Below are 13,252 nucleotides of genomic sequence, written 5' to 3'. Positions count from 1 at the left end.
CCACCGAGGAGCCGCGTAGTCGAACCCAGTGAGTCACATCACCCGAATGGGGGCCACGCACCCGGACTGATAATGATTACCATTCTCCCAGTCCCGGTCCGGCCACCCTTTCGGAGGAGCACGCGTGGCGCACTTGTTGATGATCGAGAGCTGGGTCGGCGCGATGAGTTCGCTGCTGCCACGAGCGATCCACGAGTCCGGCCACCGGTTCACCTTCCTCACCCGCGACCTCCAGCACTACCTGCGGTCCGCGCCCGCGCACCCGCACCCGTTGCTGGCCGCGGAGAACGTGCTCACCGCCGAGACCAACGACGTGCCCGCCCTGCTGTCCTATGTGGACCGTCTGCACGGCGTGCTGGCGTTCGACGGCGTGATCTCCTCCTGCGACTACTACCTGTCCACGGTCGCCGCCGTGGCCGCGCACCTGGGCCTGCCCGGCGCCGACCCGAAGGCCGTCGAACGCGCCTACCGCAAGGACCTCACCCGCACGACCACGTCGGCGGCGGGTGTGCCCGGACCCCGGTTCGCGCTGGCGCAGGACTGGGCCGCTACCGCGAAGGCCGCCGCCGAGCTGGGGTACCCGCTGGTGGTCAAGCCGGTCGACCTGTGCGCGGGGATGCACGTGCGCGAGGTGCGCGACGAGGCCGCGTTGCGCGAGGCGTACCAGGCGCTGGAAGCGTTCCCGGTCAACGCGCGCGGTCAGGAACGGGTGCCGACCGTGCTGCTGGAGGAGCTGCTCGTCGGCCCCGAGGTGAGCGTGGAGACGGTGACCGCGGCCGGCACGACCTACGTCATCGGGGTGACCGACAAGAGCATCGCCGGGCGGCCGTGGTTCGTGGAGAGCGGCCACATGTTCCCCGCCGCGCTCGGCGACGCCGACCGGGACGCGGCCGTGGACACCGCCGTGAGCGCGATCGAGGCGTTGGGGCTGGACCACGCGGTGGCGCACACCGAGATCAAGCTGACCGCGGACGGGCCGCGGCTGATCGAGGTCAACCCGCGCCCGGCCGGCAACCAGATCACCGAGCTGGTCCGCCGCGTGACCGGCGTCAACCTGCCATCGGTGTTCGCCGACCTCGCGGTGGGCCGCCAGCCCGACCTGCGGCCTCGCGAGACCGGTGTGCGCAGCGCCGCCATCTCGTTCCTGCTGCCGCCGCGCGCCGGGGTGGTGGCCGGGATCGACGGCGTCGAGGCCCTGGCCGCGAACCCGGAGGTGGTCGACTGGGCGGCCAAGCCCGCCGGGCACCGCGCCGGCGAGCCGACCAGCAACAACAGCTACCTCGGGCACGTCATGGTGACCTCGCCCGACGCTGATGCCCGCACCAGGGCCGAGCGCGTGGTCGGCACGCTGGACGTGCGTTACGCGGAGGACGTCGCGTGACCGCGCCGGCAGACCAGGTCGGCGCACCGCGGGCTCGGCGCGCGGGAGGTGCCGGGTGACCGCGCAGGCCGACCGGCGCCCCCTGTCGGGCGTCACGGAACTCGTCGCGCTGGCGCGGGCGGGCGCGATCGGTCCCGACCCGGCCGACTGCCGGGTGAGCGTCGCGTTCACCACCCGCCAGGGTGCGCGGCACGTCTCGCGCGGCCGGGCGTACCGCAACACGGTGATCAGCGTCCGGATCGGTGACGCGGTCGGCTCGTGCGCGGTCGAGCCCGACTGCGCGGACGACTCGACCGTGACCGACTGCGTCGGCGAGAGCGCCGCCGACCTGCTCGCCCACCCCGACCCCGTGATCCGCACGGCGGTGCTGGACGCGTACCTGATGCACGCGCACCCGCACCACCTCGCCGCCGCGCGGCACGTCGTGATCGGCGCGGGCGACTCGCTGACCAAGTCGATGGCCCGCGCGTCGGCCGTGGTCGACCTGCTGGACGCCGTGCCGGGCCAACGGGTGCTGGTCGTCGGCGTGGTGAACTCGCTGCTGCACCACCTGCGCGAACGCGGTCTGCGGTACGTGCCGTGCGACCTCAAGGGCGGGCGCACCGAGTGGGGCGAGCCGATCGTGACCGACGCGCTCGCCGCGGTGGCCGACTGCGACCTGGTGCTGGCCTCCGGCATGACGGTCGGCAACGGCAGCTTCGAACCGCTGCTGCGCACGGCCGTCGCCGCCGACCGGCCGCTGGTGGTGTTCGCCCAGACGGCGAGCGCGATCGTGCCGTGGTTCCTCGGCTCGGGCGTGACGGCGGTGTCGGCCGAGCCGTACCCGTTCTTCTGGCTGCACGGCGGCCCGACCACGCTGCACCACTACCGCGCCGCACCAGGGCGGGCCCGGTGACCGTGCTTCCTCGATCGGGCATGCGCAACCCACACCTGTTCGACCTGCTCGGCAACACCCCGGTCACCCGCGTCGACACGCCGCTGCCCCACCGGCACGGCGGGTTCTGGGCGAAGCTGGAATACCTGGGCGCGGGCGGGATGAAGGCGCGTTCGGCGGTCGCGATGCTGTTAGCCGCACGGGAGCGCGGCGAGCTGCGGCCCGGCGCGGTGGTCGTGGAGTCGACCAGCGGCACGCTCGGCCTCGGGTTGGCGTTCGCAGGCCAGGCGCTGGGGCACCCGGTCGTGCTGGTGGTCGACCACGAGCTGGAGCCGTCGATGCGCGCGATCCTGCGCGCCCACGGCGCCCGGCTGGAGGTGGTGGACCGGCCGCACCCGATCGGCGGCTGGCAGCAGGCCAGGCTGGACCGGCTCCAGGACGTGCTGCGCGAGCTGCCCGGCGCGTACTGGCCCGACCAGTACAACAACCCCGACAACCCCGCCGGGTACGCGGGGCTGGCCCGTGAGCTCGCGGCCCAGCTCGACCACGCGGACGTGCTGGTGTGCAGCGTGGGCACGGGCGGGCACAGCGCCGGTGTCGTCGCGTCCCTGCGCCGGTACTGGCCGGGCGTGCGGCTGATCGGCGTGGACACGGTCGGCTCGACCATCTTCGGCCAGCCCGCCCGGCCGCGGGTCATGCGCGGGCTCGGCAGCAGCATCCACCCGCGCAACGTCGCCTACGAGGAGTTCGACGAGGTGCACTGGCTCGGTCCGGTGGAGGTGGTCGACGCGTGCCGCAGGCTGGCGCGGGACTGCTTCGTCACCGGCGGCTGGAGCACCGGCGCGGTCGCTCTGGTGTCGGCGTGGGTGGCGCGCGTCGAGCCGGGCGCGACCGTGGTGACGATCTTCCCGGACGGGCCGCACCGCTACCTGGGCACCATCTTCGACGACGATTTCTGCCGTTCACGGGGCTTGTTGGGCCGGCCGGAGGACCGGCCGGTGGAGATCGCCGACACCGCCGAGATCGAGGTCACCAGCTGGGCCCGGTGCCGCACGGTGTACGCGCCCAAGCCGGTCGGGGTGTCCGCGTGAGGCTCGACTGGACGGTGTACGGGCTGGAGCTGCGGACCCCGCTGCGCATCTCGCGGTCGGTCATGGCCCGCCGTGACGCCGTGCGCGTGGTGGTCGGTTGGGACGGGGTTCGCGGCCACGGCGAGGTCGTGAGCAGCCGGTACTACGGGCTGGACGTGGCTCGGATCACCGGGCTGCTGCGGGACTTGGCGCCCGTGGTGGGCTCCAGCGACAGCCCCGACGAGCTGCGTGCCCGCCTGCCCGAGCTGCCGCCGGGTGTGCTCGCCGCGGTGGACGCCGCGTTGCACGACTTGGTGGCGCTGCGAGCCGGTGTGCCGGTGCACGCGGCGGTCGGCGTTCCACAGTGGACGGACGTACCGACGGCTTACACGATCGGCATCGGGTCACCCGCCGAGGCCGCGGCGCAGGCCGCCGGGTTGGTCGCGCGCGGGTTCACCGTGCTGAAGGTCAAGGTGGGGTCGGAGGACGACGTCGCCCGGGTCGCGGCGGTCCGGGCCGCCGCACCCGACGCCCGCCTGATCCTCGACCCGAACGGCGGCTGGACCGCCGAGGAGACCGTGCGGGTGGTCGAGCGGCTCACCGGCGTGGACGCGGTGGAGCAGCCCCTACCGCCCGGCCGGTGGGACGACTTGGCGTGGCTGCGCGAGCGGTGCCCGGTGCCGTTGATCGCGGACGAGGACGCGGCCGCGGTCGCCGACGTGCGGGCGCTGGCGGGCCTGGTCGACGGGGTCAACGTGAAGCTGGCCAAGTGCGGCGGGATCACCGCGGCACTGGAGATCATCGACGTGGCCCGCGCGTGCGGGCTGGACGTGATGCTCGGCTGCCTGGTGGCCAGTTCGCTGGGCATCGCGCCCGCCGTGCACCTGACCGGGCACGCCCGGTGGGTCGACCTGGACGGCCACCTGCTGGTGGCGGACGACCCGTGGACCGGTATCGGCGGCGAGGACGGCACGTTGCGGCTGGCCGGCGCACCGGGGCTCGGCGTGGTCGCCCGATGAGGCGCTTCCCGTGGTCCGTGCGCCTGCTGCTGGTCAACCAGTTCGGCGTGAACACCGGCTTCTACCTGCTGATCCCCTACCTGGCCACGCACCTGGGCGAGCTGGGCCTGTCGGTGGCGGCCATCGGCACCGTGCTCGGCGTGCGGACGCTGAGCCAGCAGGGCCTGTTCCTGTTCGGCGGCTCGGCGTCGGACCGGCTGGGGCCGCGCCGGGTCATCATCGCGGGCTGCGCGGTCCGGGCCGTCGGGTTCGGGCTGTTCGCGGCGGGCGAGTCGGTGGCGGTGCTGCTGGCCGCGTCCGTCCTCAGCGGACTGGCCGGTGCGCTGTTCAACCCGGCTGTGCGCGCGTACATCGCCGAGGAGTCGTCCGACCGGGCGGGTGCGTTCGCGCTGTTCAACGCCTACGGGCAGGCGGGCGCGCTGGTCGGGCCGCTGCTGGGTGGCGTGCTGATGCTCTGGGACTTCCGGGTCGCGGCGCTGGTCGCGGCCGGGATCTTCGCCGTGCTCACGGTCGCGCAGGCCGTCGTGCTGCCCGACCGGCCCGCGGCGCCGCACCAGGGCACGGTGCTGGACGACTGGCGCGAGTGCCTGTCCGACCGGCGGTTCCTGGCCTTCACCGGCGCGCTCACCGGCATGTTCGTGCTGCAGAACCAGCTGTACCTGGTGCTGCCGCTGGAGGCGCGGCGGCTGACCGGCTCGTCGTTCGCCGTCGCCGCGCTGTTCGTCGTCACCACCGTGGCCACGCTGCTGCTGCAGGTGCGCATCACCAGGGCGCTGGGCCGGTTCGCCCGCGGCCGGGCCATCGCGCTCGGGCTCGCGGTCATGGGGCTCGGGTTCGGCGCCACGGCGGCGGCCCACGTCGGACCCCTCGGCGGCGTCACGCCCGTGCTGGTCGCCGCGCTGCTGCTGTCGGTCGGCGTGATGATCGCGCACCCGTTCGTCTACGACCTGATCCCGGAGTTCGGCCGCACCGGGTTGGCGGGCACCTACTTCGGCGTGTTCTACCTGGTGTCCGGCCTCGCCGCGGCACTGGGCAACGCGGCGATCGGGTGGGTGTTCGGCCGGTCGGCACCTGCGGCGTCGCTGCTGTGCGTCGGCATCGGGCTCGGGTGCGCGGCGGCCGTGGCGTGGCTGCACCGGCGTGGCGTGCTGACCCCGCAACGAGAGGCGGCCCGATGACGCTATACGAGAACCCGGCGGGCGAGAACCTGCTGACCGACAACCCGGCGCTGTACGAGCACCAGTTCCCGGACGCCGACCACGTCGCCGCCCGGTTCACGCACGACGTCGTGACGCGGTTCGGCGGGGGGCGCGCGCTGCTCGACGTCGGCTGCGGCACGGGCCGTGACGCGGGCCACCTCGCGGGCCTCGGCTACCGGGTGGTCGGGCTGGACAGCTCCGAGCGGATGGTCCAACACGCCCGCGCGCACCACCCGGCGGTGGAGTTCGTGCTCGGCGACATGCGGTCGTTCGCCCTGGGCCGCCGCTTCGACGTGATCACGTGCCTGGACAGCGCGCTGCTGTACTGCCACACGAACGCCGACCTGGACGGGTTCCTGCGCCGCTGCCGCGACCACCTCGAACCGGGCGGCCTGCTGGTGGCGGAGATGCGCAACGGCGCGTTCTTCCTCGGCAACACCGAACTACTCGACGGCGTCCGCAGCCGCACGGTCGTCTGGGAAGGCGTGTCCTACACCTCGCACACCAGGCTCTGGATCGACCACGCGGCCCAACTGCTGCGCCGCCGACGCGAGTGGTGGTGGCCCGGTGCCCAGCCGCTGGTGCAGCGCTCGGCGTGGCGGCTGCTGTTCCCGCAGGAACTGCGGCACTTCCTCGACCACGCCGGGTTCGACGTGCTCGCCCTGTTCGACTCGCCGGGGCCGCGGACCGACGAACCGTGGACGGCCGACGCCGACCTCAGCGAAGCCCTGTCCGGCGACCGCCTGCACCTCGTCGCGCGCCTGCGCCACTGAAAGGAACTCCCATGCACTCCCTCAACCGCCGCGGTTTCCTCGGCCTCACCGCCGGACTCTCGCTCGCCGCCCTCGCCGGGTGCGGCACCGCCGAACCGACCACCGCCGCGTCCACCCCGCGCACCGGCGGGCGGCTGCGCGCGGCGTTCGCCGGTGGTGGCGCCAAGGAGGTGCTCGACCCGCACCTGGCGAACCTGTTCGTGGAGGCCGCCCGGTCCAAGGCGCTCTACGACAAGCTCGCCGACCTCGGCCCGGACGTCTCCGCCCAGCCCAGACTGGCCGAGAAGTGGGAGCCCGACGCGACCCTGACGCGCTGGCGGATCACGTTGCGGCAGGCCACGTTCCACAACGGCCAGCCGGTGCGCGCGGACGACGTGCTGGCCAGCTACGCCCGCATCCTCGACCCCGCCCGCGCGTTCCGGGCCAAGTCCAGCCTCGCGCTGATCGACCTGCCGAACAGCCGCGCGGTGGACGAGCGGACGGTGGAGTTCGCGCTGAAGCGGCCGTTCGTGGAGTTCCCCAACGTGCTGGCCGCGTTCGGCGCGTACATCGTGCCCGCCGGCACCGAGGACTTCACCACCCCGGTCGGCTCGGGGCCGTTCAGCTTCACCTCGTTCGAGCCGGGCAGGTCGGTCCTGCTCAAGCGGTACGACGGGTACTGGGAGGGCGCGCCGCACCTGGACGAGCTGGAGTTCGTGATCGCCAACGAGGAGTCGGCGCGGGCGAACGCCCTGCTCGGCGGCCAGGTCGAGTACGCGCACGACCTCACCCCGACCACCGCGCGCGGCCACGCGGCGGGCGACCGGATGGCGATCCACCGCGCGCCCAACAGCGCCGTGCAGGCGTTCGCGATGAAGCTCGACCGGCCGCCGTTCGACAACCGCGACCTGCGCGAGGCCATGTTCCTGCTCGCCGACCGGCCGCAGCTGGTCGAGTCGGTGCTGGCGGGCAGCGGGCAGGTCGGCAACGACCTGTTCGGCAAGGGCTACCAGCACTACGCCGACGACGTCCCGCAGCGCACCCGCGACCTGGACAAGGCCAAGTTCCTGATCAAGCGCGCCGGTGCCGAGGGCCTGACCGTCAAGCTGGACACCTCCACCGCCGCGGCGGGCATGGTCGAGGCCGCCACGGTGTTCGCCGACCAGGTCAAGGGCTCGGGCCTGACCGTCGAGGTGGTCACCGGCAACAAGGACAGCTACTGGTCCGACACGCTCAAGAACGGCTCGCTGTCGAGCTTCCGGTCCGGCGCGATGCCGATCGAGACGCACATCGCGCAACGGCTGCTCAGCGGCTCGGGCACCAACGTGACCAAGTGGGCCAGGCCCGAGTTCGACGCGCTGTACGACAAAGCGGTGTCCACTGTGGACGACAAGCAGCGGGGCGAGGTGTACCGGGAGATGCAGCGCTCCCTGCACGCCGAGGGCGGCTACCTGATGTGGGGCTTCGCGGACTGGATCGTCGGCACGGCGCCGAACGTGGGCGGCATCTCCACCGCGCCCGCGAACACGCTCGACTGGGCGCGGTTCGACAAGGTGTGGTTGGGGTGAGCCTGCGCCGGTACGCGGTGCGGCGGCTGGCCCTCGGGCTGGTCCAGGTGCTCGCCGTCGTCACCGTCGTGTTCCTGCTGGTGCAGGCGTTGCCGGGGGACGCGGCGGTGGCGTTGGCGGGCGACAACCCGGACCCGCGGCGGATCGAGCAGATCCGCGCCGCGATGGGGCTGGACCGGCCGCCGCTCGAGCGGTTCGGCGAGTGGGTCGGCGGGTTGGCGCGGGGCGACTTCGGCGTGTCGTTGATCTCCGGTCGGCCGGTGGTGGAGTTCCTGCACGACGGGCTGGGTCCGACGCTCGTGCTGGCGGTGCTCGCGCTGGTGCTGCTCATACCGTTGTCGGTGCTGCTGGGCGTGCTGGCGGCGTTGCGCGAAGGCGGGCCGGTGGACCGGGTGGTCACGACGGTCACCGTGGGTCTGCACTCGATCCCGGAGTTCGCGCTGGCCGTGGTGCTGATCGCGGTGTTCGGGGTGCAGTTGGGGTGGCTGCCGCCCACGGCGGTGGGTGCGGACCTGCTCGCGCAGCCCGCCGTGCTGGTGCTGCCGCTGGTGGTGCTGGTCGCCCGGCCGTTGTGCTCGATCAGCAGGCTGGTGCGGGCCGGGATGATCGACGCGCTGGCGTCCGACCACGTCCGGCACGCGCTCCGGCTGGGCATCGGTGTGACGCGGGTCCGGTTCGCGCACGCGTTGCCGAGCGCGCTCGCACCGGCCGTGCAACAGGTGGCGCGGACCACCGACTGGTTGCTGGGCGGCGTGATCGTGGTCGAGGCGGTGTTCGTCATCCCCGGCCTGGGCACGATCCTGGTGGACGCGGTCGCGGGCCGTGACCTGCCGGTGGTGCAAGGGCTGGCGGTGGTGTTCGCGGTGACCACGGTGGTGGTGAACCTGGTCGCGGACCTGCTCGTGTTCCGGCTCGCGCCCCGATCGGTGGCGATCGCGTGAAGGGCGTCGGCTGGCTGCTCTTGCTGGTGCCGCTGGCGTTGGCGCTGGCGGGGCCGTGGTTCGTGCCGGACGAGCTGACGCGGGGCGCGCCGTTCGTGGCGAACTCGTCGTTGGGCACGGACTTCGTCGGCCGCGACGTGTGGCACCAGGTGCTCGCGGGCGGGCAGACGGTGGTGCTGGTCGCGGTGCTGGCCACGGTCTGCTCGTACTTCGTCGGCGTGCCGTGGGGCGTGGTGGCCGCGATGACCCGGCTGCGGATCGTGGACGAGGCGCTGATGCGCCCCCTGGACCTGCTGCTCGCGGTGCCGTCGCTGCTCGTGCTGATCCTGGTGGCCGCCATCGCCGGTCCCGGTCTGCCGGTGCTCGTCGGCGTGGTGGCGCTGGTCAACTTCCCCGACGTGGCGCGGATCTCGCGGGCCGCCGCGCTGGAGGTCGCCGGACGTCCGGCGCTGGAGGCGATGCGGTTGCAGGGCGAGACGTGGTGGCGGACCTCCATCGTCTACACGGGACGGTCGATGCTGCGGACCCTGGCGGCGGACGTGGGCGTGCGGCTGACCGGCGCGCTGTACCTGGTGGCGTCGGCGAGCTTCCTGGGCGTCGGGGTGGCGCCGGACGCCGCCGACTGGGCCGTCATGGTCGACCGCAACCGGGTCGGGCTGTTCCTCCAGCCGTGGGCCGTGGTCGTGCCCGCGTTGCTGATCGTGGCGTTGTCGGTGGGGCTGAACCTGGTGTTCGACCGGGCGTTGAAGAAGGAGGCCCGCACGTGACGCCGGTGGTGCACGTGGAAGACCTGCGCGCGGTCGCCGGGTCGCGCACGCTGGTCGACGGTGTCAGCTTCGCGCTGGCCGCCGGGCAGGTGCTGGCCCTGGTCGGCGCGTCCGGCAGCGGCAAGACGACCACCGGGCTGGCGCTGCTCAGCGAGCACGCGCCGGGGGTGGCGGTGAGCGGCCGGGTCACGGTGACCGGGCGGGTCGGGTTCGTGCCGCAACAGCCCTCGGCGGCGCTGAACCCGGTGCGGCGGCTCGGTGGCGTGTTCCGCGAGATCGCCGCCCTGCACCCCGGTGACCGCGACACGGTGATCGCGACCGCGTTGCGGCGGGCCCGGGTGCCGGCGGAGTTGTTGCGCCGCTACCCGCACGAGCTGTCCGGTGGCCAGCAACAGCGGGTGGTGCTGGCGCAGGCGCTCATCGGTGACCCGGCGGTGCTGGTCGCGGACGAGCCCACCACCGGGCAGGACCCGATCACCCGGGCCGAGGTGGTGGACGAGCTGTCGTCGGTGGTGGCGCAGGGCGTGGCGTTGGTGCTGCTGACGCACGACCTGGACGTGGTGCGCGCGTTGGCGGACGAGGTCGTGGTGCTGCGGTCGGGCCAGGTCGTGGAGGCCGGTCCGACCGCCGACGTGCTCGACCGGCCGCGGTCGGCCTACACCGCCGCGCTGGTGGCGGCGCAGCCCCGTGTCACGGTGCCCGAGGAGCGCCCTGCCGTGCCGCCCGGGTTGGAGACGCGGTCGCTGACCGCGCGGCACCGCGCCACCACCGTGCTGCACGACGTGGACGTGCGGGTGGGCGCGGGCGAGTGCCTGGCCGTCGTGGGCCGGTCCGGGAGCGGCAAGACCACGCTCGCCCGGTGCGTCGCCGGGCTGCACGCCGGGTTCACCGGTGACGTGCTGCTGGACGGCCGTCCGCTGCCCCGCTCGTTGCGCCGCCGTTCCCGCGCGGAGCTGGCCGCGGTGCAGTACGTGTTCCAGGACGCCCGCGCGTCGTTCGACGCCTACCGGACGGTGCTCGACCAGGTGAGCCGGACCGCGGCGCGGCTCGGTGGTGTCGCCGACGCACGGGCGGCGGCGTTGGTGGAACTGGCGGTCGTGGGGCTGGACGAGGCGACCGTGACGCGGCGCCCGGCCGGGCTGTCCGGCGGCGAACTGCAACGCGCGGCGTTGGCGCGCGCCCTGCTGGCCCGGCCGGACGTGCTGGTGTGCGACGAGATCACGTCCGGCCTGGACACCCTGACCCAGGCGAACCTGCTCGACCAGCTCGCCGCGCTGACCTGCACCGTCGTGTTGATCAGCCACGACCTGGCCGTCGTCGCACGGCTCGCCGACCGCGTCGCCGTGCTGCACCGCGGGCACGTCGTCGAGCAGGGACCGGCGGGCGACGTCCTGGGCTCCCCCACCCATCCGGTGACCATCGGCCTGCTGGGCCGCTCAATGGAAGGAACAGAGGAGAGGAAGACATGAGCCTGTACCACCGCGAAGTCGGGCCCTATGAGGTCCGGCGCGCGCTCCAGTCCGATCTGGACGGTGCGCGCAGCGTCATGCTGGACACGTTCTACCAGGAGTTCGGCTACGGCTACCGGCCCGAGTGGCACGGTGACGTGATCGACCTGGACGGCGCCTACCAGCGTCCCGAGCGCCACGCGTTGTTCGTCGCGGTCAAGGGTGACGAGGTGGTGGCGACCACCGGCGTGCGCGCCACGGCGCCGGCCAGCCCGCCGCACCCCGCCTGGCTGGCCGAGCGCTACCCGGACGGCAGCACGGCGCAGTTGTTCCGCGTGTACGTGCGGCCCGACCACCGCCGCTCCGGGCTGGCCAGGGCGTTGGTCGAGGTGGCGACGGAGTTCGTGGCGCGCACGCCCGGCTACGAACGGCTGTACCTGCACACCGACACCCGGATCGCCGGGGCGGAACCGTTCTGGCGGTCGGTGGCGGAGGAGGTGCACGACGCCCGTGACGGCGACCCGATTACCTTCCAGACCGTCCACTTCGAGATCCCGTTGCCGCGCTGAGCACCGCTACCGGTCACGTCGTCGGCGGAGCAGGTCCGCCAACGACGTGGCCGGGTGCCCGGTCAGGGTCGGCACGGCGTCGGTGACCCTGGCGAGTTCGCCGTTGGCGATGGCGGTGTAGGTGGAGACCCAGGCGTCGACCTGCCAGTCCGGCGCGCCGTACGAGGCGCGGGAGCGGTAGGCCTCCTCGACGGTCTCGGGGTGGTAGGTGATCGTCCGGCCGGTGGCTTCGGACAGCACGGCGGCGACTTCGCGGAGGGTCGGTGCCTCCGGCCCGGTGAGCTCGTAGGTGCGGTCGACGTGGGCGGCCGGGTCGGTGAGGACCGCGGTGACGGCGTCGGCGATGTCGTCCTGCGCCACGGCGGCCACCCGACCGTCACCGGCGGGACCGCGCAGCACGCCGTCGTCGCCGACCATGGCGGGCAGGAAGTCGGCGTAGAGGTTGTCGCGCAGGAACGTGAAGGCCGTGCCGGTGCCTTGGACGTGCCGTTCGGTGGCCCAGTGGTCGCGGGCGAGCGTGAAGGTGGCGTTCGGGGCGGCGCCCGCGAACGAGACGTAGACGAGGTGGCCGACCCCGGCGTCCGCGGCGGCGTCGATGAAGGCTCGGTGCTGGTCGACGCGATCGGTCGACTCGGAGGCCGAGACCATGAGGACGGTCGGGATGCCGTCGAGGGCCTGGCGCACGGCGTCGCGGTCGGTGAAACCGGCCTTCGCCACGGTGGCGCCGGGCAGGTCCGGCGCGCGCGACGGGTCGCGGACGAGCAGCAGCTGGGCGCGGCCGGCGTCCGCGAGGCGGCGGGCGACACGTCCACCGAGCTGCCCGGTGGCTCCGGTGACGGCGATCGGTGGCCGGGGAGTCGACATGCGGCCGAGTCTCCCACTCCGCGCCCGCGACGGCCGGACGTGGTGAATTCACCGGCATTCGACAACTTTCGACTAATGTTCCGAAAGCGATTCCCGCGTCCGTCGAATTCACGTGCATGAACATTCTCCCCATTCCCGGCTTTGCGCGTTAACCTGCGTTGGGAGCGCTCCCAGAACCGTTCGACCAGCCCTGCTCGCAAGGAGGCGACGCATGAGTCTGCGCACTGGCACGCGCAAGAGAAAGCTGAACGGTCGGTTCGCGGCGTTCACGGCCGCGGCCTCGGTGACGGCGATGGCCGCGACGATGGTGGCGGCCGGTGGGCAGAGCGCCTACGCGGCGGTCGGGTGTCGCGTCGACTACGCCGTGACCAACCAGTGGGGCGGCGGGTTCGGCGCGAACGTCACGATCACCAACCTGGGCGACGCGCTGTCGTCCTGGACCTTGGAGTGGACGTTCACCGCCGGACAGCGCGTGGACCAGCTGTGGGGTGGCGAGTTCAGCCAGTCGGGCAGCACGGTGACCGTCCGGAACACGAGCTGGAACGGCTCCCTGGCCACGGGCGCGAGCACGACGCCGGGCTTCAACGGCTCGTGGTCCGGCTCGAACCCCGCGCCGACGTCGTTCAAGCTCAACGGGGTCGCGTGCACCGGCTCGACCACGGGCACCTCCACTTCCACTTCGACCTCGACGACGTCGCGCACTACGACGACGACGACCACTACGACGTCGTCGAACCCTGGTGGTGGCGGTGATGGCAGTGGTCCGTGGCCGACTGACGCGGGCAGTGTGCACCAGACGA

13 protein-coding genes are annotated in these 13,252 nt (G+C 73.1%); 12 read left to right on the top strand and 1 reads right to left on the bottom strand.

What is annotated here, in order from left to right:
- Window positions 1-124: 124 nt before the first annotated feature.
- The 11 genes from B0I31_RS23705 to B0I31_RS23655 are packed head-to-tail and all read left to right on the top strand — an operon-like array spanning window position 125 to window position 11,588.
- Window positions 125-1,381, top strand: a complete 1,257-nt coding sequence (locus tag B0I31_RS23705) for an ATP-grasp domain-containing protein (protein ID WP_106617589.1) — start codon at window positions 125-127, stop codon at window positions 1,379-1,381.
- A 55-nt stretch (window positions 1,382-1,436) separates the two neighbouring features.
- Window positions 1,437-2,276, top strand: a complete 840-nt coding sequence (locus B0I31_RS23700) for a Rossmann-like domain-containing protein (protein ID WP_245950315.1) — start codon at window positions 1,437-1,439, stop codon at window positions 2,274-2,276.
- A 20-nt stretch (window positions 2,277-2,296) separates the two neighbouring features.
- Window positions 2,297-3,346, top strand: coding sequence for a PLP-dependent cysteine synthase family protein (locus B0I31_RS23695; protein WP_106617587.1), 1,050 nt, complete (start codon window positions 2,297-2,299; stop codon window positions 3,344-3,346).
- Window positions 3,343-4,344 carry an enolase C-terminal domain-like protein gene (locus tag B0I31_RS23690; RefSeq protein WP_245950314.1) on the top strand — a complete coding sequence of 334 codons (1,002 nt, stop codon included), beginning with the start codon at window positions 3,343-3,345 and terminating at the stop codon, window positions 4,342-4,344. Before B0I31_RS23695 ends, B0I31_RS23690 begins: the two co-directional genes overlap by 4 nt.
- A complete protein-coding gene (locus tag B0I31_RS23685; protein ID WP_106617586.1) occupies window positions 4,341-5,522 on the top strand; it encodes an MFS transporter in 1,182 nt (393 codons plus the stop codon). Before B0I31_RS23690 ends, B0I31_RS23685 begins: the two co-directional genes overlap by 4 nt.
- Window positions 5,519-6,316, top strand: coding sequence for a class I SAM-dependent methyltransferase (locus tag B0I31_RS23680; protein WP_106617585.1), 798 nt, complete (start codon window positions 5,519-5,521; stop codon window positions 6,314-6,316). Before B0I31_RS23685 ends, B0I31_RS23680 begins: the two co-directional genes overlap by 4 nt.
- Before the next feature lie 11 nt (window positions 6,317-6,327).
- Complete coding sequence (locus tag B0I31_RS23675; RefSeq protein ID WP_106617584.1) at window positions 6,328-7,863, top strand: ABC transporter substrate-binding protein; 1,536 nt, start codon at window positions 6,328-6,330, stop codon at window positions 7,861-7,863.
- Window positions 7,860-8,804, top strand: coding sequence for an ABC transporter permease (locus B0I31_RS23670; RefSeq protein WP_106617583.1), 945 nt, complete (start codon window positions 7,860-7,862; stop codon window positions 8,802-8,804). Before B0I31_RS23675 ends, B0I31_RS23670 begins: the two co-directional genes overlap by 4 nt.
- The gene (locus B0I31_RS23665) at window positions 8,801-9,571 is read left to right on the top strand and encodes an ABC transporter permease (RefSeq protein ID WP_245950312.1); all 771 of its coding nucleotides are present in this window, start codon (window positions 8,801-8,803) and stop codon (window positions 9,569-9,571) included. Before B0I31_RS23670 ends, B0I31_RS23665 begins: the two co-directional genes overlap by 4 nt.
- Window positions 9,568-11,040, top strand: coding sequence for an ABC transporter ATP-binding protein (locus B0I31_RS23660; protein ID WP_181320302.1), 1,473 nt, complete (start codon window positions 9,568-9,570; stop codon window positions 11,038-11,040). Before B0I31_RS23665 ends, B0I31_RS23660 begins: the two co-directional genes overlap by 4 nt.
- The gene (locus B0I31_RS23655; RefSeq protein ID WP_106617582.1) at window positions 11,037-11,588 is read left to right on the top strand and encodes a GNAT family N-acetyltransferase; all 552 of its coding nucleotides are present in this window, start codon (window positions 11,037-11,039) and stop codon (window positions 11,586-11,588) included. The genes B0I31_RS23660 and B0I31_RS23655 overlap by 4 nt, the downstream gene beginning before the upstream one ends.
- 6 nt (window positions 11,589-11,594) lie before the next feature.
- Here B0I31_RS23655 and B0I31_RS23650 read toward each other — a convergent pair whose 3' ends face one another.
- Complete coding sequence (locus B0I31_RS23650; RefSeq protein ID WP_106617581.1) at window positions 11,595-12,452, bottom strand: SDR family oxidoreductase; 858 nt, start codon at window positions 12,450-12,452, stop codon at window positions 11,595-11,597.
- Between the two features lie 211 nt (window positions 12,453-12,663).
- Here B0I31_RS23650 and B0I31_RS23645 point away from each other — a divergent pair.
- Window positions 12,664-13,252 (top strand): cellulose-binding domain-containing protein (locus B0I31_RS23645; protein ID WP_181320301.1); only part of this gene is annotated, 589 nt, incomplete at its 3' end.

The sequence above is a fragment of the Saccharothrix carnea genome (assembly GCF_003014735.1).
GTDB lineage: Bacteria > Actinomycetota > Actinomycetes > Mycobacteriales > Pseudonocardiaceae > Actinosynnema > Actinosynnema carneum.
This window is presented reverse-complemented; position numbering and strand designations above follow the sequence as displayed.

Coding starts and splice junctions, on each gene's coding strand:
- B0I31_RS23695 (WP_106617587.1), top strand. CDS start 2,297: ATGCGCAACCCACACCTGTTCGACCTGCTCGGCAACACCCCGGTCACC.
- B0I31_RS23685 (WP_106617586.1), top strand. CDS start 4,341: ATGAGGCGCTTCCCGTGGTCCGTGCGCCTGCTGCTGGTCAACCAGTTC.
- B0I31_RS23680 (WP_106617585.1), top strand. CDS start 5,519: ATGACGCTATACGAGAACCCGGCGGGCGAGAACCTGCTGACCGACAAC.
- B0I31_RS23675 (WP_106617584.1), top strand. CDS start 6,328: ATGCACTCCCTCAACCGCCGCGGTTTCCTCGGCCTCACCGCCGGACTC.
- B0I31_RS23655 (WP_106617582.1), top strand. CDS start 11,037: ATGAGCCTGTACCACCGCGAAGTCGGGCCCTATGAGGTCCGGCGCGCG.
- B0I31_RS23650 (WP_106617581.1), bottom strand. CDS start 12,452: ATGTCGACTCCCCGGCCACCGATCGCCGTCACCGGAGCCACCGGGCAG.